The sequence below is a fragment of the Dongia sp. genome (assembly GCF_041909655.1).
GTDB lineage: Bacteria > Pseudomonadota > Alphaproteobacteria > Dongiales > Dongiaceae > Dongia.
The window spans coordinates 76,717-94,683 of sequence record NZ_JAYRDA010000008.1 but is presented as its reverse complement, the minus strand read 5'-3'; the positions used below and the strand labels follow the sequence as shown (position 1 = coordinate 94,683).

Sequence of the window (17,967 nt, the reverse complement as noted above, 5' to 3'; positions counted from 1 at the left end):
TTTCCTGCTTCTCGTCCCGGCCCCGCCCCGTCCCGGCGTCGAGCCGCAGGGTTTGCCGGGTATCCCCGAACTCACACGCATTATATCCCGCATCCCTGTGCCCCGACCCAGTCAAATTTGAGTGATGAGGCGCACAGCCTGGTCAAAATACCGCCCAAACAGCCGGTTAGTAGGTGCTGTAACCGCGGCCGCGCATGCAGTTATTGAGAACGTCCTGCTGGTTCTGGTGCCCGGTATAGGCACCGCCCGCCAGACCCAGAACACCGCCGCCGATGGCCCCCACCGCGGCACCCTCGCCGACGCTCACACCCTTGAAGGCGGCGCCCGTCAGGGCACCCAGACCGGCACCCACCGCCGCTCCACCCAGGGCGCCCACGGCGGCATCCTGCACCGGGCTCACCTGATTGGCATAAGCCTGGCACTCCGAGAGATCCTGCTGGTAGTTGCGGGTCACCCCAGCCTGATAGGGGGCCTGATAGGGCTGGTACGGCTGATAGGTCTGCGCCTGAGCGGCGGCAGCAATCGCGGTCAACAGCGTGACGGCAAGAGCAAGGCGTTTCATGGTTCGATCCCTTTCCCAACCTCTCCGAGATCGGCGGTGCCGCTCGGTATGCCTGGGTAAGTAGCCCAACCCGGGAAAAGGCGCAGTGACCTGGGACACAATCCCAGGGCCGGAGGCGCCCGGAGGCCATGGGAATCCTGGAATCCGTGAGCGGGATCACTCCCAATGCGGCGTCAGGGCGACCAGGAGCATGTCCAGACGCGTACCGTCACGCGAGAGCGGCAGCAGCGCCACTTCGTAGCGGATCAGGCGGCCGGCATAGGGAATTTGCCTTTGATAGAGGCTGGGGCGACCGGTCTCCATGACCTCGGTGAAGCTTTTATAGGCCAGCGCGTAGTAATCCGGCGGGAAGCACTCATCGAGATATTTGTTGGTGCAATCGATGCCGAAAAGCTCGACCTGGCGGGTGCCGTCAAGGCGGCACCAATAGCGGCGCGGATTGTCCTCGACGTCAAAAAGGCTAAGATCCCCCAGGGCGTAGACCATCTCGGCGGGGTCGAAATCGGCGCGCAAAGGGGCCGGGCGCCCAGCCCTCTTCTTTTCCCAAAGTGCGATGATCCGTTTCAGGGTCGGAAGCTCGGCCGCCTGCTCCAGGGCGCTGACATATTCGTGCATCGGTGATCTTTCACTCGCGGAAGCCATGCGCCCAAAGACTCGCAGGCTTCATTAACAAGTATGGCGAAACCGGCATTGCCGCGCCAGATACCCACCTATTGACCGGTTGACACATCCCCCCGGGCGGCTAGACAGGTGATTGGCAACCAATGCGGGGAATCGGCGACCCGATGTCGAAGTCAGCGATCACGAAAGGCGGCTCTAATAATTGGCCGCAAGCGACTGCCAAACGTGCGCAGCCGGGCGTACCGAGCGGACGTGACAAAGGCGTGCGCGACAAAGGCGTACGGGTAAAATCATCCGCCGCCAAATCATCAGCGACGCCGGCACAGGTCTATGACCAATTGCGCCTGCGCATCGCCACCCGCACCTATCCGCCGGGAACGCGCCTCAGCGAGACGGACCTCGCCGCCGAATTCGGATTGAGCCGCACGCCGGTACGCCAGGCTTTGCAATTGCTGGCCGCCGACGGGCTGGTCAGCATCAAGAACGGCGTAGGCGTCACGGTGACGGATCTCGACCGCACCGAGATCGACCAGGCCTATCACCTGCGCTGCGAGTTGGCGGCGATGATCGGCAGCAATTCGCCGCGCCCCCTTGACCCTGCGCAGATGGCCGAGATCGAATCCGTGCGCCGTGGCGTGATGGCGCTGTTGAAGCAAAGCGGCCGGCCGGCCCTCGACGAATTCTCGGAGCTTTGCGAGCGCTTCCACAACGTGGTCAATCACGTGATCGGCTCGCGCATGCTCAGGAACTTCATCGAGATCCTCTATCACCAGACCGACCGCTTCTGGTTCGGCTGGATGGAACGCGCCGACATTCGTGTCGAGGTCACGCATTTCCTCCACGAGATCGAGGAAACGCAGCGTGCGCTGGAGATCGAGGATTACCAGGCCGTGGGTTATATCCGGCGCAACCATATCACCATGATGCTGGCCCGCATGGCCCAGGTGCGCGAAGCGGAAGCGGCGCAAGCCTGATCCCTAATTGCCGATCCAGGCGAGATGATTGTCCCATTGCATGGTCGCGGCTGCGATATCACGCGTCGCCACGATGCCCTGGATGATATCGAGGGTGACGTCGCATTGCCGGCCATGGCCCGAGCTAAGGCGCAGGGTCAAAGGCTCGGCCGTCGCGGCGAGGCCGCAGACATCGGGGAGTTCCACCGCGCCGAGATAACGATGATCGCTGCTGGCCCAGAACAGGGCCGCCCCGCCACGCGGGGCGCTCGCTGCGATGATGGTGCCGGTGCGGTCCACGGCGACACTGCCGATATAGCCGTCGAGCTTGCGGTGAAGCACGGCGGGAATGTCGAGGAAGCTGAGATCGCCTGCCGGATCGGCGATGCCCACGAGAGGCCGGCGGTCTGTGGCGGCATCCTGGTCCTGCATGGCAAAGGCGATGCGCCCCCTTGGCAGCAAGGCCAGATGCCGGATGGAGAGAGTCTCCCATTCATCGTCCAGCACCCAGCGCCGCAACACGCTGCCGTCCTCGGCACTCAGCAAGACCAGCGATGACTCGATCGCATCGGCGGCATGGCGGTCGACGATGCCGCCATTGCCGATCGCGAGCACATCCGGCGCCGCCCAGATCAGCTCATGCGGCTCGATGCCGTGACTGGGAAAATCGACCATGATTGCACCGGTCGCGATCTCATAGACAACGATACAGCCCTCTTGCGTACGATCGGCGCTTTGCGTCGTGAAAAGGCGGGTGCCATCCGCCGAGAAGACGGCATGGCCGTCAAATGTGTGGCCGGGCAAGGGTGCCAGCAGGCGCTGGGGAGTACCCATCGCGAGATCGGAGATCAGGGCGAACCGGCCGGGCTTGCGGCCGATCACCACGCAGCGGCGGCGCACTGGGTCGGCCACGATGTCGTGAGCGCGCGCGTCGAGTTCGCAGCGCCAAAGCGGCGCACCCACGGCATCCAGCGCCATGGCGGCAAAACCGCCCTCCATGCCACAGGCCGCAAGATGCGCCGGCAGGATCATGTCAGGAACCGTCGCCATCGAGTTCATTGAAACCAAGCGTGATGCCGATCACCGGCGGCACATCCTGGCGCAGCAGATCACGGAGGTGATTGACCTTGACCAGAAGTTCGGTCGCGAGATGCCGGCGGCTTTCATCGCTCACATCGGCGGGGAGATCGTCGCCCGCCTTTTCCGCCGCGGCGATCGCATCGGCGAAGGCCTTTTTGAGATTGTCGGCGAGCGCCGATTGTTCCGGCGTCAGCAGCGCAGCAAAGCCGCCTTTGCCGAAGAGGGCATTTTGCGCCGCGGCGAGATTGCGGCGGATGTTGCGCAGGGAACGGCCGGAGCGCCATTGCTCGGCGGATTTCGGCTTGGCGGCGGCGACATCGCCGCCCAGAGGCGCGCCGATCTTCTGGTCGGCGACGATCTGCAGAAGGGTCAGCAGGTTGGTATAGAATTGCGTGGTGGCCTCGGTCGGGTTGGCGGCGAAGGGCGCCGGCTTCGCCGCCGCCTGCTGCCAAGCCTTCTGCGCCTCGGTGGCGATGGCGACGAGATTGCCGGCAATGGCCTGGATCACGGCGCAGCCCGTGGGTGGCAAGGGCTCATCGCGATAGAGCAGGCGTTCAAGTGCCGGAATGCCTTGCACGGCGACACTCGACCCACCCAGTTTTGCGGCATCGAGGGATATCGTGTCGTCGTCGGCGAGCAAGGCCGAGAGCTGCTTGTCGATGATGTTGCGCCGTTCCGGCCAATAGGCGAAGCGCTCGGCGCGCTGGCCATCGGCGAGCGGCCCGAGGCGGAACATCTGCGCATCGGCCCAGGCGTCGGCTGCAATGTGATAGGCCTGTTGCAGGGTGATGAGATCAGGCGCCTTGGGATCGGCACAGCCCGCGCTGGCTGCCGTGGCGAGACTCTCCGATGCAGCGGCGAGCTGGGCGAAGGCCGGCATCACGATATTTTTCGCATAGCCGGGATTGAAGGCGGCGAAATCTGCCGCGGATGCAGACCGCATCCCGGTGCCGACCATGCCGGCCGCCAGCATGGCTGCCAATGTCTGACGACGGGTGAGCTTGTCGAAAGATTTGCCCGAGGGTTTGTCGGTCATCGCATGCCTTCAGAGATTGGAGAGAAAGGTGACGAGCGCCGCGCGCTCATCGGATGAGAGGCCGGCCACGTGATCGCGCGCCGCCTGCGCTTCGCCGCCATGCCAGAGGATGGCTTCCTGAAGCGTGCGGGCGCGGCCGTCATGAAGAAGCGCGCCCTCGCCTTTCGCATCCAATGCCCAGCGCAGGCCCCAGAGCGGCGCGGTGCGCCATTCAACGCCCAATGCAGCACCTTCCGGCAGGAACTCGGCAAGGCCCGGCCCCATGTCGTGGAGCAGCAGATCGCTATAAGGCGAGATGCGGCGAGGCGCTTTCGCCTCGACTGGCCAGGTTACCTCGTAGCTTTCGCGGTGGCAGGCCTGACAGCCGGCGGCGGCGAAGACCTTCTTGCCGCGGGCGACCATTGCCGGATCGGCCGGAGGCTGCGGGCCATGAGCGGGCAAGACTGCCTCGGCCACGAAACGGTCGAGCACAGTCATCAGCAAGGGCGAGACTTCGAGGTTCTCATATTGCGGCGAGGCACCGCTGGGCGCGGCGCGGCAGGCCGCCTGCCCCGTGGTGCATTCGCCCTGAGGATCCGGAAAGAGTTCCGTCGAGAGACCGAGATCGGCCATGAAAGCATGGGCGTTCTGGTTGATCATGTCAGGCTGCACAGCCTTCCAACCGAAGCGGCCGAGTTTGGTCTGCTCCTGGTCGAGCCAGGCCGGGCGGCCGGAGATGCCGTCGCCGTCTTTGTCGTCGGGATCGGCACCGGCCAGAATGTCGTCATTGGCGATGCGGTCGAGCGGACCGATGCCGTGAATGGCCGGGCCGATGCGCAGGCCCGTCTTCGTTTCAGGCGAGAGCGGGCCGTACGCGAGCGCTTCCATCGCCGCCACCGGTTTGCGCAATTCGATGCCGCTGCCGTCGGCGAGCCTGGCTTCATGGGCTTCGAACGCGAGCACCACCCTGCCCTCCGCCGGCACGCCGGCCACGCCTTCGTTCTGCAGTTGCACGCCATAAACCGGATCTGGCCCGCCATCGGCCAAGCCGAGGCGCATGAGAAGCGAGGGCACAACACCCTTCTCGTCGACGAGCGATTGCGGCCGCGCGCCGGCCGGATGGCAGGCAACACAGGAGCGTGCATTGAAGAGCGGACCGAGACCGTCGGCGGCTTCGGTCGAGGACGGCGCCGAGACCCAGATACGCTCGAAGATCGACTGGCCGAGCGTGTATTCCATGCGGCCCATGCCGTCCTGGGGAAGCGATGGGTCGCGGATCACCTTGGCTGGGGCGTGCGTGGGGTGGGTCGTGTCGGCGTGGGCTGTGAATGCGCCGGTGACGGCAAGCGCGAGTGTGGCGAGTGCAATACCTATGACTCCTCCCCCCTTTAGGGGGGAGGTCGGGAGGGGGGCATGGGTTCGCAGAGTCTTCACTTGCGTGCCCCCACCCTGCCCTCCCCCTGAAGGGGGAGGGAAAACAAGTGTGAGAGATTTGATGTCGAGATTCTAAGCAACACGGAAGATTCCCATCATGCCGGTGTCCTGGTGTTCGATGATGTGGCAATGGATCATCCAATCACCGGGATTGTCGGCCTTCAAGGCGATCTTCACGCGTTCCTTCGGGGCGACCAGGGTCGTGTCGGCGAAATGCGGCATGATCTCTTCCTTGTTCGAGGAGAGCACCTTGAAGGTGTGGCCGTGAAGGTGAATGGGGTGCATGTGCGGGGTCTGGTTGATGATCTCGATGATGTAGCTCCTGCCCCGCTGGAAGGTGACCAAGGGCGGCGGCAGGACCTCGTGGGATTGCATCGGCCAGGAGCGGCCGTTGAAGCTCCAGAAGGTGTTGGGGGTGAGGCAGAGCGCATCGGCGTAACGCAGAACCTCGCCGTCGGGTAGGACAAGATCGGGAGGAAGTTCCGATGCATTGCCACCACCGGGTGCCGTCGCCGCGGTAAGGCGCAGCGGAAAGGTCTCGGCCGTGGCGAGGTCGGGCTCGGGAATGTGATGTGGTTTCAGCGCGGCCGGTTCGAAAGGTGGTCGATTGAGGGTCGGACCGGTGGCCTCGATTTCGGCCAGGACGAGTGGCTGCGCTGCGTAATAATTCACGATCTGTACGCGCGTGCCGGGCGTCATCGGTGCGCGCAAGGTAAGATCGGCACGCATGGCCGGACCCATGCGCCAGGATTTCAGTTTCTGCGGCGGCAAGGGATTGCCGTCGGTGGCGATCAGCCAGGCATCGGCACCGACGACACCGAGATCGACGATGCGCGACATGTCGAGATTGAGGAAACGGAGGCGGATGTCGCCCCCCGCCGGCACCTGATAGACCGGCTGCACCTTGTCGTTGACCGTGCGATGGTCGCCGAAGGTACCGGCCTTGGCGGCACCCGCCTCGGTGAAAAGCGGCTTGAACTTTCCCGCTTCGTCGATACGCCAGTCGCGATAGGCCAGTACGAGATCGGCATCGTGAGGGCGCGCCTCATCGCCTTCGACGATAAGGATGCCGGCAAGGCCATGGCCCAGTTGCTCGACCGTGTTGCAATGAGGATGGAAGAAGAAGGTGCCGGTATCGGGCGGCTGGAATTGATAGGTGAAGCTTTCGCCAGGTTCGGTCGGCGGCTGGGTGAGATAGGGGACACCGTCCATCGCATTGGGGAGACGGATGCCGTGCCAATGGATCGAGGTGTGTTCGTGGATCCGGTTGATCATCTTGGCGCGCAACCATTCGCCCTGCCGCATGCGCAGCACGACGGGGCCATCGGCAGCGTAATCGAGAATGTCGCTCGGCGCGTTGGCCAGCAGCCGTTGATGCGGGGCTGCTGTCAGAATGGTCTCGAAGACCTTGGCATCCGCCGGCATGGCCGGTGCCGTGGGATAGGATTGCCCGCCGGCCCAGCCGCGCGCGGCAAGGCCGCCGGCAAGAACGGCGCCGCCGAGCGTAAGAAGCGCTCGGCGGCGGTTGAATGGTCTATCGATCATGACTCGCAAGATTTCATCCTGCGGCCGTCCTTGGAGGCCGGTAAATGGGCCTTATTACTGGCCCACCGCCGACGGATTGTCGAGGCTGTCCGACCCCTCCACCGAGATCGTGAGACCAAGTGCCGCAACGCCCGCTTCCACTGCGCGCGCCTGGGCGACCAGGGTATCGACCACGTTCTCGATGATCTGGTTGCCTTCGGCATTGCCCTCGCCCAGCATCTGGTCGTAGGCCATCTTGCCGCTGTCGGCGGTTTCCTTGAGCACGGTCATGGCGCCGGTCGCATCATTCATGGCGCCGACGATGCGGTCGTTCACGGCCTTGTCCTTGGCGGCGATGAGATCCTTCACGCTGCCGCCCGAGACGATTGTGCCGTCGAGCTTCTTGTAGCTGCCGTTATAGACCGCGACCATGCCAGCCTGGTCGTAGTAATGCGAGTTGTGGGTGTTGTCGCTGAAGCAATCATGCTCCTCTTCCGGATCATGCAGCATCAGGCCGAGCTTGGTGCGCTCGCCGGCGAGTTCGCCGTAGGAGAGGCTGCCGAGACCGGTGAGGATGCCGGCGATGCCGGCCTTTTCGTCAGCAAGGACACGGCTGCGCGCGGCGCCGCCATCGATCCAGACGGCCTCAAGCTGATGCAGATCATCGATGAGGAGACCGGTCGCGGCCTGGAGGTAGGCGGCGCGGCGGTCGCAATTGCCGTTGGTGCAATTGGCGGTATCGAAATCACTGGCGGGACGATTGCCGGCGCCGGGACCGGTGCCATTCAAGTCCTGACCCCAGAGCAGGAATTCGATGGCGTGATAGCCGATCGCCACATTGGCTTCGTTCTCGCCCACTTCCTGGAGCGATTGCAGCAATTCCTTGTTGATGGTGCCGGCATCGACCTTGTCGGCGCCGAGCTGCAATTCCTTGTTGGCGATCACATTGAGCGTATAGAACGGGTTGCTGTCGGAGCTGTCGCCGTAAGAGGCGTCGACGTAATCGATGAGGCCTTCATCGAGCGGCCAGGCATTGACCAGGCCTTCGAGATCGTCGACCTCGGGATTGCCGAAGCGGAAGACTTCGGTCTGCTGGTAGACCGGGCGCGAGGCGAGCCAGGCCGCGCGCGCCGCCTGGAGATTGGAATCGGTTGGCTGGGCCACAAGCTTGTCCACCGCCACCTGCAGATCCTCGGCCTTGGCGATCGCATCGCCATACATGGCGGCGGCGATATTGGCGTAATTGGTCAAAACGTCGGCCTCGCTGGGCGCCTTGGTCCCGGCGCAGCCGGAAACCACCAGTGCCGCGAACATCGCCGATCCTGCCAACATCTTTTGTCGATTGGTCATTTTGCCCCTCTTGAAACCTGTCAAAGAAATTGCGCGGGGCCGCAAGCACGGTCCGTCATGCGCTGGGCACTGTCCTAGCCCAGGCAAGCCGATATTGCAACTCACTCGCATTAACAGAAATCAAGCAGAGAGGGTAAGAAGTTAGGCCGCCAGCATTTCCTTGGCCTGGGCGGCGGTCATGAGTTCGATTTCGGCCCAGGCCTTGCGTACCTTGGAATCGGCCTCGGGGCTGCTTTCCACGCGCATGTAGTCGCGCAGGCCCCGGTGGAATTCGCGGATGTTCCGGTCGACCGCCATCTTGTTGCGCCGAAGGAAATCGCGGCGGAACAGGATGCGCTTGATGAGATCGAGTGACATGTCCTCGTCCGGGACCGAGCTCACGATGGCGAAGGCAGCGCTGACCAAAGCGAAGCGCTGGGCGGATTCGTTCTGCATTTCGTAGAGGGCTTCCAGCTGATAGCCCTGCTGCTTGCGGTCCTTCTCGGCATTGAGCTCGCCTTGCGCCTCGCCGCTCAATCCCTGCATGCGCTCGTTGTATTCGAATTCGAGCGACATGACGGCCTGCTCGGCCCGCTTGACCTCTTCATAGGCGAGGTCAAGCTCAGCCTTGGCCTCCTCGATGAGGTGATGCCGACGGATAGCCAAAGGTCGTTGTTCCACGCTTGCGCCCGCCCGGAAGCGGGCGGTACCGGCGCAAAGCATGGACGACGCCCGTTAAAACCGGGTTAACCCCCTGATATGGGATCAATATCCTTTATCGCGGTCGACCTGGTTTAGGAGGTTCTGCCCAGCCATCGCGCGGCGAAAATTGGCATAGATATCCTCGGCCCCCGTTCCCGCCCGCGTGATCGCAGCGACATGGGGCGAGATCGTGACCTGTGGATGGCGCCAGAACGGGTGCCCTTCCGGCAGCGGCTCGGTGCGGAAGACGTCCAGCACCGCCCGGCCGATGCGGCCCGTCTTTAGAGCGGCCAGCAAATCGTCTTCGTTGAGATGAGCACCGCGCCCGGCATTGATCAGCACCGTGCCATCGCCCAGCAGCGCGAAGAGTTTCGCATCGAGGATGTTTTCAGTCTCGGCCGTCAGCGGCAGCAGACAGACCAGGATGTCCGTGCCGGTGCAGAAGGCCGGGAGGGAATCGGCACCGGCAAAGGATGTGATGCCGGGTCCCGCTTCCTTGGGCGAGCGGCTCCAGCCGCGCACCTTGAAGCCGAGCCCGGCGAGCTTCGCCGCGATGTCGGATCCCAGAGTGCCGAGGCCGAGGATGCCCACGGTGAGGCCGGCTGCCTGGCGCGGGATCGCCATGAGCCAGTTGCGCTCCGCCTGGGCCGCGCGCAAGGCCGGGCCATCGCGCAATTCATCTAGAACATGATAGACGACAAATTCGGCCATGCTGCCGGTGAGGCCGCGATCGACCATGCGCGCAATGGGAACATCCGCCGGCAGGCCATCGGAGCGCAGCAGGTGGTTGACGCCCGCCCAGGTCGACTGGATCGCGCGCAAATTTGGAAAGACGGAAAGATCACCCGGCGATTTGCCACCGACGATCACGAAATCGATTTCCTCGGCCTTGCCCCAATCCGGCCAATGCCGGATTTCGAGCCCGGCATCGAGGGCCAGGAGGGATTGTTGCCAGCCGGCGGCATCTTCCGGTTCCGCCGCGTAGAGAATCGCCATCAACCCGCCCTCTTCCATTGCTTGACTCGGCACCTGGCCATTGGCATGACCGCTGGGCCAGGATCGAACGCATAGCAGCCAAAGGGAGCGACGAATGTCAACCGGGCCCAATCTCGCCAAGAACGCCGCGGCTCAGCAGGGAGCGGATTGGCAACCCGGGGAATTGCCCAAGGTCGATTACGGTGAGGGCTGCTATGTCTTCGACACCAAGGGACGGCGCTATATCGACGGCTCCTCGGGACCGGCGGTCTATTCGCTGGGTCATGCCAACACGGAAGTGAACGAGGCGATCAAGCGCCAGCTCGACCGCATCGCCCATGGCTATCGCTACACCTTCACCAGCGACCCGCTGGAAGAACTGACGGCGATGGTGGCCGCCTCCTGCGGCGGCGGCCTTGCCAACATGACCTTTGTTTCGAGCGGCTCGGAAGCGGTCGAATCCTGCTTGAAGATCGCGCTCCAATACCAGACCTCGATCGGGCAGAAGAGCCGGCGCCTCATCATCTCACGCGAGCGCTCGTGGCATGGCAACACGATGGGGGCCACCTCGATCTCCGGCTTTTATGCAAGGCGCGAGGCCTTCGAGGGCGCGATGATGCCGAGCAATTTCCTCTCACCCGCCAATGTCTATCGCCCGCCAGCCGGATACCTGGCGCAAAGCGGCGGCAAGATCGATCCGGTGGCGGTCGGTGCCTATTGCGCGCAGGAACTGGAGAACAAGATCCTGGAACTGGGCGCCGACAAGGTCGCGGCTTTCATCTTCGAGCCCGTCGTGGGGGCAGCCGGCGGCTGCGTCCCGGCTCCGCCGGGCTATGCCAGACGCGTGCGCGAGATCTGCGATAAATACGGCGTGCTCATGATCGCCGACGAGGTGATGTGCGGCGCCGGGCGGACCGGCACCTGGCGCGCCTTGGAACATGACGGGGTCGAGCCCGACATCATATCGGTGGCGAAGGGCCTTGCCGCCGGCTATGTGCCCCTGGGTGTTGCCATCTATCACAGCCGCCTCAAGGCGCCGATGTTCGAAAAGTATGGCGGGCTGCTCACGGGTCATACCTTCACCGGCCATACTTTGGCCTGCGCCGCCGGGGTCGCGGTGCAGAAGATCATCCAGCGCGACCATCTGGTGGCCAAGGTGCGCGAGGACGGGCTTTATCTGGAGCGGCAGCTCCGGGCGGCGCTCGCCGATCATCCCCATGTCGGCGACATTCGTGGCCGCGGCTTCTTCTGGGCGATCGAGATTGTCCAGGATCGCACAGCCAAGGCGGCGTTCGACCCGAAACTGGCGGTCTATCAGCGTCTGCGCGATACCTGTTTCCGGAACGGCCTGATCTGCTATCCGGTCGGCGGCAATGTGGACGGCCTTGCCGGCGACATCGCCATCATCTCGCCGCCCTTCATCGCCACGCGCGGCGAGATCGACGAAATCGTCGACATCCTCAAGACCAGCCTCAACCAGGTGCTGAAGGAGATCGCGCCATGAGAGCCGTCGAATCCACCATGGAGAAGCTGATCTTCTGGTCGCGCTGGCTGCTGCTGCCCTTCTATCTGGGTCTCTGTCTGGCGCTCATCGCCTATTTCTTCAGCTTTGCCGGCGAGCTGGTCAGCATCTTCACCAATATCGGCGTGTGGTCGAAGAACGACATGCTGCTCGCCGTCCTCAAACTGGTGGATGCCGTGCTGGTGGCGAGCCTCGTCATCATGGTGGTGATCTCCGGCTACGAGAACATGATCTCGCGACTCGATGTCGACGCCGAGCGGCATGGCATCTCCTGGCTGGGGAAGCTGGATACCGGCACGCTCAAGGTGAAAGTGGCGGCCTCGATCGTCGCCATCTCGTCGATTCACCTGCTGCAGGCCTTCCTCAACGTGCAATCGCTCTCCAACGACGATTTGATGTGGCTGGTCATCATCCACCTCACCTTCGTCGTCTCGGCGATGCTCCTCGCTTTCCTCGACAAGATGGCGGCGAAGGACAAATAAATGCTCGCGTAAAGTGATCTATCGGTACTTCTGCACACTATCGTGCAGGGGGATTCATCCTCTTTTGCAGAAGAGCCTGTTATTCTGTTCTTGTCGCTGAGGCCACCCTGTCAGGACCTCGGCGCTGACAATTCCATCTATCATCTCGACCCCCTTGAGATTACCCCCTAGGCCGACATCGTCCCCGCGATGTCGGCCTTTTTCGTGGGTGGTTCTGCTCGGCCGTCGCGCTGCTTAAATTTTGAGCTATGATAGCGGCATGCAGCCGGCGACCGAGTCCGCCCAGCCACTGATCCGCACCGCCAGATCCGGCGATGCCAGTGGGATTGCGCGCGTCCATGTCGAGACCTGGGTCGATGCCTATGCCGGCCTGCTCCCCGAGAAGCATCTCCTCCGCCTGAAGCCGGAATCCCACGAAGTTGCCTGGGACCGGCGCCTGGCCAGCCTGGAAGGCCGCGCCGGGACTCTGGTCGCGGAGGCAGATGGCGAAATCGTCGGCTTCGCGCATTTCGGGATCGCGCGCGACGATACCGGGCGGCAGACCACGATCTCCGAGATTTTCATGCTCTATGTGGCAACCGATTGGCGCGACCAGGGGATCGGTCGCGCCCTGATACTTGCGGCCTTCGACGCCCTCACCTCCGGCGGGTCAAGCGAGGTCAGCGTCTGGTGTCTGGCGGAGAACCGGGCCGCGATCGGTTTCTACCAGCGCCTTGGCGGCAAGCGCCTGCCCAGCGCAAGACTGGAACGGGTGGGCGGTGCCGATTTCCCGGTGATCGGCTTCCATTGGGATCTGCCGCAATAGCAAAATCGGGTTGCTTCCACGATAAGAGACGTTATTCTCTCATCATGGATTTTCCCGATACCCTTTCCGCCCTCATCGCCACCCGTATCGCCGCCCGCCGCGCCGGCCTTGGATTGTCGCTCGAGGAGCTCGCCAGCCGGACCGGCGTCAGCCGCGCCATGATCTCGCGCATCGAACGGGGCGAGGTGCAGGCGAGCGCCGTCATTCTCGACAATCTCTGCGCTGGGCTGGGGCTCAGCCTCTCCGGCCTCTTTGCGCGGGAAAGCCAAAGCCCGCTCCTGCGCCGCGCCGAGCAGCCGGTCTGGCAGGACCCGGCCACCGGCTATCTCAGGCGCGAGGTGGCACCCGCCGGGACGGGATCGCCAGTGCGCATCGTCGAGGTGGATTTCCCGGCCGGCGCCGAGGTGCGTTTCGAGAAGAGCCAACACCGCATCATCGAGCAGCATGTCTGGATGCTGAAGGGCGAGATCGAGATTGCCATGGGGGGCGAAGTGTTCAGCCTGAAGACCGGCGATTGCCTGCATATGCGCCTGGCCGAGGGCAATACGTTCCGCAATGTGAGCGGGAAGCCCGCGCGCTATGCCGTGATCCTGACCTTGGAGCCGGTGCCGTGAGCGACCACGTCATTCGTCTGCTGGCGCCGCGTGAGGTGATGGGAGCGCGCCCTGCCCTGGTCGATCTGCTGGTCGATGCGGTCGAGGGCGGCGCCTCGGTCAATTTCGTCTGGCCGATGACGCGGGAAAAGGCCGAAAAATGGTGGGATGGGGCCTTGTCGGGTGCCCTTTCCGGCGAGCGCCTGATCTTCGTCGCCGAACGAGAGGGTGTCATCGACGGCACCGTGCAGCTCATCATGGCCCCGCAAGAGAACCAGCCGCACCGCGCGGATTTGGGCAAGATGCTGGTGCATCGCCGGGCGCGGCGGAGGGGGTTGGGAGGCGCCCTGCTGCAGGCGGCGGAGGATCACGCGCGCCGGATCGGCCGTTCGCTCCTCACCCTCGACACCGAAACTGACGGCGACGGCGAACGCCTCTATGCGCGCATGGGCTGGGTGAAGTTTGGCGAGGTTCCCGGCTACGCCTTGCGCGCCGATGTGACGGTGCCGGAGGGGGCGAGCTTTTTTTATAAGCGGCTGTGAGGGGGCGTTCGTTCGCACTCACTCGCCCTCATCCTCCGCGAAGGCGGAGGATCCACGAGTTTCTTTCTTCAGGTGCAAACAAACTCGTGGATGGTCGGCCTGCGCCGACCATGACAATTAAAGTCGGATTTCATTGATCGTCATCCCCGGGCGAAGTCCCGGGGATCCACTGCAGCAGTTGAGAGAGTGGATGCCCGGGTCAAGCCCGGGCATGACGGGTTTGGTTACATGCGATTGCCCTGCTGCGAAAGCGGGAGTGACAAGAACAGGGGGAGCGTGGCCCCTTCAATCCTCCGGAATGAGGCCGCCTTCTTCTTCGTTGCGTTTGTCGTAGGCGGCGCCGTCGAATTCGGTGCGGCAGGCTTGGAGCATCTGGCCGATGGTCGGCATCGATTTGCGGTCCACCTGCGCGGCCGGGTCCCAGAGCTTGGAGCGCGAGAGGGATTGCGAGCAATGGACGTAGGCGCTCTCGATGCTGACCACGACGGCCGAGCGCGGGATCTTGCCGTTGACGTCGGCGAAGCTTGCCAGGAGATCGGCATCGACCGAAATGCGGGCGCGGCCGTTGACGCGCATGGTCTCGCCCATGCCCGGTACCAGGAACAACATGGCGATGCGGCCGTCCTCGGCGATGTTGCTCAAGGTGTCGACGCGGTTATTGCCGCTGCGGTCGGGGAGGATCAGGGTCTTCTTGTCGGCGACCCGGACGAAGCCCGGCGGGCCGCCGCGCGGTGAGCAATCGAGGCCGCCGGGACCGGCAGTCGAGATCACCACGAAGGGCGAGGCCTGGATGAACTGGGCATAGGGTTCGGTCAGGAAGGTCACTTCCTTGACCAGGGAGGCCGGGACGGGCTCGCCATAGAGGTCCCGCAGGAAAGCGGGATCGATGATCTTCGACGGTTCGTTCATGGCGCGCCTCTCCCCAAAAGAAACGCCCGATCCTAGAGGACCGGGCGTTTGTTTGACCAGCCGGAATTGCGAGAGGTTCGCAGTCCCAGCCCTATGCGTCGACAGGTTCCACCGTCTCTTCGCGCGGGCTGGATTTCGATTCGACGATGTCGAAGGTGAGCTTCTTGGCATCCGGATCGAAATCGACCCGGACGGTGCCGCCCTTCTCCAACTTGCCGAACAGCAATTCCTCGGCGAGCGGCTTCTTGACATGCTCCTGGATGGTGCGCGAGAGCGGACGGGCACCATAGAGCGGGTCGAAGCCAACTTCGGCGAGATACTTCCGCGCCGCGTCGGTGAGGTCGATCGAGACATGGCGGTCGGCGAGCTGGGCTTCCAGCTGCATGATGAACTTGTCGACCACCTGGGCCACGATCTCGGCCGGCAGGTTCGAGAACGGAATGACCGCGTCGAGACGGTTGCGGAATTCCGGCGCGAACAGGCGTTCGATCTCGGCCGTGTCCTCGCCTTCCCGCTTCTCGCGCAGGAAGCCGATCGCCGCCTTGGCCATCTGCGAGGCGCCGGCATTGGTGGTCATGATCAGGATCACGTTGCGGAAGTCGACCGACTTGCCGTTGTGATCCGTCAGTTTGCCGTGATCCATCACCTGCAACAGGATGTTGAAGAGATCGGGATGCGCCTTCTCGATTTCATCGAGCAGCAGGACCGCATGCGGATGCTGGTCGATGGCGTCGGTCAAGAGACCGCCCTGGTCGAAGCCGACATAGCCCGGAGGCGCGCCGATCAAGCGCGAGACCGTGTGCCGCTCCATGTATTCCGACATGTCGAAGCGCACCATCTCGATACCCATGACGCGCGCCAATTGCTTGGCGACCTCGGTCTTGCCGACGCCGGTCGGGCCGGAGAAGAGATAGGAGCCGATCGGCTTGTCCGGTTCGCGCAAGCCAGCGCGCGCCAGCTTGATCGCGGCACAGAGCGCGTCGATCGCGTTGTCCTGACCGAAGACCATGGTTTTGAGATCGCGCTCGAGGGTCTTCAAGGCGGCCTTGTCGTCCTTGGAGACGGTCTTTGGCGGGATGCGGGCGATGGTGGCGACGGTCGCCTCGACATCCTTCACGGTGATGGTCTTCTTGCGCTTCGATTCCGGGAGCAGCATCTGCGCGGCACCCACCTCGTCGATGATGTCGATCGCCTTGTCGGGCAATTTGCGGTCACCGATATAGCGCGACGAGAGCTCGACCGCGGCACGGATCGCCTCGGCGGTGTAGCGCACGTTGTGATGCTTTTCGTAATAGGGCTTCAAGCCGCGCAGAATCTTGACCGCGTCCTCGAGCGAGGGCTCGTTGACGTCGATCTTCTGGAAGCGGCGGACGAGCGCGCGGTCCTTCTCGAAATGCTGGCGGTATTCCTTGTAGGTCGTGGAGCCGATGCAGCGCAGCGAGCCCGATTGCAAAGCAGGCTTCAGCAGATTGGAGGCATCCATCGAGCCGCCCGACGTGGCGCCGGCACCGATCACGGTGTGGATCTCGTCAATGAAGAGAATGGCGCCGTCGAGATTTTCCATCTCCTTGACGACCGCTTTCAGGCGTTCCTCGAAATCGCCGCGATAGCGCGTGCCAGCGAGGAGCGCGCCCATGTCGAGCGAGAAGATGGTGGCGTTCTTCAAAACGTCCGGCACGTCGCCCTTGACGATGCGACGCGCGAGGCCTTCGGCGATCGCGGTCTTGCCGACGCCGGGATCGCCAACATAAAGCGGATTATTCTTGGTGCGGCGGCACAGCACCTGGATGGTGCGCGAGACTTCGGAATCGCGGCCGATGAGCGGATCGATCTTGCCGTTCTGGGCCTTCTGGTTGAGGTTGACGCAATAGGCTTCGAGCGCCTCGGTGCCGGATTTCACCTGCGCCTCGCTTTCCTCGCCCTTTTCGGCGGCACCGCGCACGCGCTTGGGTTCGGCGCGGCCCGGCACCTTTGCGATGCCGTGGCTGATGTAATTGACGGCGTCGAGGCGCGTCATCTCCTGCTCCTGCAGGAAATAGACGGCATGGCTCTCGCGCTCGGAAAAGAGTGCCACCAGGATATTGGCGCCAGTCACTTCCTCGCGGCCCGACGACTGCACATGGATGGCCGCGCGCTGCACGACACGCTGGAAACCCGCGGTGGGCTTGGCTTCGGCCTGTTGCTTGCTGATGATGTTGGCGAGCTGGTTGTCGACGTAATCGATGAGATCGCGCTTCAACCGTTCGATGTCGACGCTGCAGGCGCGCATCACGGCGATCGCATCCTGATCCTCGGTCAATGCCAGGAGCAGATGCTCGAGGGTTGCGTAATCGTGCCGCCTTTCGCTGGCGAAAGCGAGGGCCCGATGCAGGGTCTGTTCAAGATTGGGCGACAGCATGGGCCGGGACATCCTTCCTTGACTGACGGGTAGTCGTTAACAACATGGGCGCAATTTCCGATTAAGCAAGATGCGCGCCATGCGCATCACCTATTCCTTCTCCATCGTGCATTGCAGCGGATGCTGATGGCGGCGGGCGAAATCAATCACCTGCGAGACCTTGGTCTCGGCAACTTCATAGGTATAGACACCGCACACGCCCACACCGCGATGGTGGACATGGAGCATGATCTCGGTCGCGGCTTCGCGGCTCTTGTTGAAAAAGCGCTCCAGCACATGGACGACGAATTCCATCGGCGTGTAATCGTCGTTGAGCAGCAGGACCCGGTACATCGAGGGTTTCTTGGTCTTGGGGCGCACCTTGACGACGGTGCCGACACCCGGCCGGCCGCCATTGCCGCCGCCATCCTTGCCCTGGTCGTCGTCATCGCCGGCGGCCCGCATTGGAAGGGGGCGGTTGATTGCCCGATTGAGTGTATCGCGTGTCAGCAAGGAGGGAGACTCCCGGTATACCTGTTCAT

General features: G+C 63.4%; 18 protein-coding genes. 6 read left to right on the top strand and 12 right to left on the bottom strand.

Annotation, left to right across the window (positions count from 1 at the left end; translation table 11 throughout):
* Positions 1–166: 166 nt before the first annotated feature.
* The gene (locus ACE3PR_RS16685) at positions 167–562 is read right to left on the bottom strand and encodes a hypothetical protein (protein ID WP_374374225.1); all 396 of its coding nucleotides are present in this window, start codon (positions 560–562) and stop codon (positions 167–169) included.
* 156 nt (positions 563–718) lie between these two features.
* Positions 719–1,177: a PAS domain-containing protein gene (locus ACE3PR_RS16680; RefSeq protein ID WP_374374223.1), complete on the bottom strand. Its 459-nt coding sequence runs from the start codon at positions 1,175–1,177 to the stop codon at positions 719–721.
* 170 nt (positions 1,178–1,347) lie between these two features.
* Here ACE3PR_RS16680 and ACE3PR_RS16675 point away from each other — a divergent pair, with 170 nt between their 5' ends.
* Positions 1,348–2,157, top strand: a complete 810-nt coding sequence (locus ACE3PR_RS16675) for a GntR family transcriptional regulator (RefSeq protein WP_374374221.1) — start codon at positions 1,348–1,350, stop codon at positions 2,155–2,157.
* A 3-nt stretch (positions 2,158–2,160) separates the two neighbouring features.
* Here the strand turns inward: ACE3PR_RS16675 and ACE3PR_RS16670 are convergent, their stop codons facing one another.
* The 7 genes from ACE3PR_RS16670 to ACE3PR_RS16640 all read right to left on the bottom strand — a co-directional run bounded on the left by ACE3PR_RS16670 (position 2,161) and on the right by ACE3PR_RS16640 (position 10,216).
* Positions 2,161–3,186, bottom strand: coding sequence for a DUF1513 domain-containing protein (locus tag ACE3PR_RS16670; protein ID WP_374374218.1), 1,026 nt, complete (start codon positions 3,184–3,186; stop codon positions 2,161–2,163).
* A complete protein-coding gene (locus ACE3PR_RS16665; RefSeq protein ID WP_374374216.1) occupies positions 3,170–4,252 on the bottom strand; it encodes an imelysin family protein in 1,083 nt (360 codons plus the stop codon). The genes ACE3PR_RS16670 and ACE3PR_RS16665 overlap by 17 nt, the downstream gene beginning before the upstream one ends.
* Positions 4,253–4,261: 9 nt before the next feature.
* Positions 4,262–5,470 carry a di-heme oxidoredictase family protein gene (locus ACE3PR_RS16660; RefSeq protein WP_374374214.1) on the bottom strand — a complete coding sequence of 403 codons (1,209 nt, stop codon included), beginning with the start codon at positions 5,468–5,470 and terminating at the stop codon, positions 4,262–4,264.
* 267 nt (positions 5,471–5,737) lie between these two features.
* Positions 5,738–7,210: a multicopper oxidase family protein gene (locus tag ACE3PR_RS16655; RefSeq protein ID WP_374374211.1), complete on the bottom strand. Its 1,473-nt coding sequence runs from the start codon at positions 7,208–7,210 to the stop codon at positions 5,738–5,740.
* A gap of 54 nt (positions 7,211–7,264) precedes the next feature.
* Complete coding sequence (locus ACE3PR_RS16650) at positions 7,265–8,539, bottom strand: imelysin family protein (protein ID WP_374374209.1); 1,275 nt, start codon at positions 8,537–8,539, stop codon at positions 7,265–7,267.
* A 141-nt stretch (positions 8,540–8,680) separates the two neighbouring features.
* Positions 8,681–9,184, bottom strand: a complete 504-nt coding sequence (locus tag ACE3PR_RS16645; RefSeq protein ID WP_374374207.1) for a hypothetical protein — start codon at positions 9,182–9,184, stop codon at positions 8,681–8,683.
* A gap of 99 nt (positions 9,185–9,283) precedes the next feature.
* Positions 9,284–10,216 carry a 2-hydroxyacid dehydrogenase gene (locus tag ACE3PR_RS16640; protein WP_374374205.1) on the bottom strand — a complete coding sequence of 311 codons (933 nt, stop codon included), beginning with the start codon at positions 10,214–10,216 and terminating at the stop codon, positions 9,284–9,286.
* A 94-nt stretch (positions 10,217–10,310) separates the two neighbouring features.
* Here ACE3PR_RS16640 and ACE3PR_RS16635 point away from each other — a divergent pair, with 94 nt between their 5' ends.
* From ACE3PR_RS16635 to ACE3PR_RS16615, 5 genes are all read left to right on the top strand, one after another.
* Complete coding sequence (locus ACE3PR_RS16635; protein ID WP_374374202.1) at positions 10,311–11,699, top strand: aspartate aminotransferase family protein; 1,389 nt, start codon at positions 10,311–10,313, stop codon at positions 11,697–11,699.
* The gene (locus ACE3PR_RS16630) at positions 11,696–12,199 is read left to right on the top strand and encodes a TIGR00645 family protein (RefSeq protein ID WP_374374200.1); all 504 of its coding nucleotides are present in this window, start codon (positions 11,696–11,698) and stop codon (positions 12,197–12,199) included. Before ACE3PR_RS16635 ends, ACE3PR_RS16630 begins: the two co-directional genes overlap by 4 nt.
* Positions 12,200–12,458: 259 nt before the next feature.
* On the top strand, positions 12,459–13,004 hold the full coding sequence (locus ACE3PR_RS16625; RefSeq protein ID WP_374374198.1) for an N-acetyltransferase family protein: 546 nt from the start codon (positions 12,459–12,461) through the stop codon (positions 13,002–13,004).
* Between the two features lie 44 nt (positions 13,005–13,048).
* Positions 13,049–13,618 (top strand): helix-turn-helix domain-containing protein, encoded by a 570-nt coding sequence (locus tag ACE3PR_RS16620; RefSeq protein WP_374374195.1) that lies wholly within the window; start codon positions 13,049–13,051, stop codon positions 13,616–13,618.
* Positions 13,615–14,139, top strand: coding sequence for a GNAT family N-acetyltransferase (locus tag ACE3PR_RS16615; protein WP_374374193.1), 525 nt, complete (start codon positions 13,615–13,617; stop codon positions 14,137–14,139). Before ACE3PR_RS16620 ends, ACE3PR_RS16615 begins: the two co-directional genes overlap by 4 nt.
* A gap of 285 nt (positions 14,140–14,424) precedes the next feature.
* On the opposite strand, the gene ACE3PR_RS16610 is transcribed toward ACE3PR_RS16615, so the two are convergent.
* The 3 genes from ACE3PR_RS16610 to clpS all read right to left on the bottom strand — a co-directional run bounded on the left by ACE3PR_RS16610 (position 14,425) and on the right by clpS (position 17,890).
* Positions 14,425–15,048 carry a pyridoxamine 5'-phosphate oxidase family protein gene (locus tag ACE3PR_RS16610; RefSeq protein WP_374374191.1) on the bottom strand — a complete coding sequence of 208 codons (624 nt, stop codon included), beginning with the start codon at positions 15,046–15,048 and terminating at the stop codon, positions 14,425–14,427.
* Between the two features lie 91 nt (positions 15,049–15,139).
* Positions 15,140–17,446 carry an ATP-dependent Clp protease ATP-binding subunit ClpA gene (clpA, locus tag ACE3PR_RS16605; RefSeq protein ID WP_374374188.1) on the bottom strand — a complete coding sequence of 769 codons (2,307 nt, stop codon included), beginning with the start codon at positions 17,444–17,446 and terminating at the stop codon, positions 15,140–15,142.
* A gap of 90 nt (positions 17,447–17,536) precedes the next feature.
* Entirely contained in the window at positions 17,537–17,890 is a 354-nt protein-coding gene (clpS, locus tag ACE3PR_RS16600) for an ATP-dependent Clp protease adapter ClpS (protein WP_374374361.1), read from the bottom strand.
* Positions 17,891–17,967: the final 77 nt, after the last annotated feature.

What these genes read in the sequence shown, in the direction of transcription:
- ACE3PR_RS16650 (WP_374374209.1), bottom strand. Translation starts at nt 8,539, where the DNA reads ATGACCAATCGACAAAAGATGTTGGCAGGATCGGCGATGTTCGCGGCA.
- ACE3PR_RS16680 (WP_374374223.1), bottom strand. Translation starts at nt 1,177, where the DNA reads ATGCACGAATATGTCAGCGCCCTGGAGCAGGCGGCCGAGCTTCCGACC.
- ACE3PR_RS16610 (WP_374374191.1), bottom strand. Translation starts at nt 15,048, where the DNA reads ATGAACGAACCGTCGAAGATCATCGATCCCGCTTTCCTGCGGGACCTC.
- ACE3PR_RS16675 (WP_374374221.1), top strand. Translation starts at nt 1,348, where the DNA reads ATGTCGAAGTCAGCGATCACGAAAGGCGGCTCTAATAATTGGCCGCAA.
- clpS (WP_374374361.1), bottom strand. Translation starts at nt 17,890, where the DNA reads ATGCGGGCCGCCGGCGATGACGACGACCAGGGCAAGGATGGCGGCGGC.
- ACE3PR_RS16665 (WP_374374216.1), bottom strand. Translation starts at nt 4,252, where the DNA reads ATGACCGACAAACCCTCGGGCAAATCTTTCGACAAGCTCACCCGTCGT.
- ACE3PR_RS16620 (WP_374374195.1), top strand. Translation starts at nt 13,049, where the DNA reads ATGGATTTTCCCGATACCCTTTCCGCCCTCATCGCCACCCGTATCGCC.
- ACE3PR_RS16625 (WP_374374198.1), top strand. Translation starts at nt 12,459, where the DNA reads ATGCAGCCGGCGACCGAGTCCGCCCAGCCACTGATCCGCACCGCCAGA.
- ACE3PR_RS16640 (WP_374374205.1), bottom strand. Translation starts at nt 10,216, where the DNA reads ATGGCGATTCTCTACGCGGCGGAACCGGAAGATGCCGCCGGCTGGCAA.
- ACE3PR_RS16670 (WP_374374218.1), bottom strand. Translation starts at nt 3,186, where the DNA reads ATGGCGACGGTTCCTGACATGATCCTGCCGGCGCATCTTGCGGCCTGT.
- ACE3PR_RS16660 (WP_374374214.1), bottom strand. Translation starts at nt 5,470, where the DNA reads ATGGAATACACGCTCGGCCAGTCGATCTTCGAGCGTATCTGGGTCTCG.
- ACE3PR_RS16630 (WP_374374200.1), top strand. Translation starts at nt 11,696, where the DNA reads ATGAGAGCCGTCGAATCCACCATGGAGAAGCTGATCTTCTGGTCGCGC.
- ACE3PR_RS16655 (WP_374374211.1), bottom strand. Translation starts at nt 7,210, where the DNA reads ATGATCGATAGACCATTCAACCGCCGCCGAGCGCTTCTTACGCTCGGC.
- ACE3PR_RS16685 (WP_374374225.1), bottom strand. Translation starts at nt 562, where the DNA reads ATGAAACGCCTTGCTCTTGCCGTCACGCTGTTGACCGCGATTGCTGCC.
- clpA (WP_374374188.1), bottom strand. Translation starts at nt 17,446, where the DNA reads ATGCTGTCGCCCAATCTTGAACAGACCCTGCATCGGGCCCTCGCTTTC.
- ACE3PR_RS16635 (WP_374374202.1), top strand. Translation starts at nt 10,311, where the DNA reads ATGTCAACCGGGCCCAATCTCGCCAAGAACGCCGCGGCTCAGCAGGGA.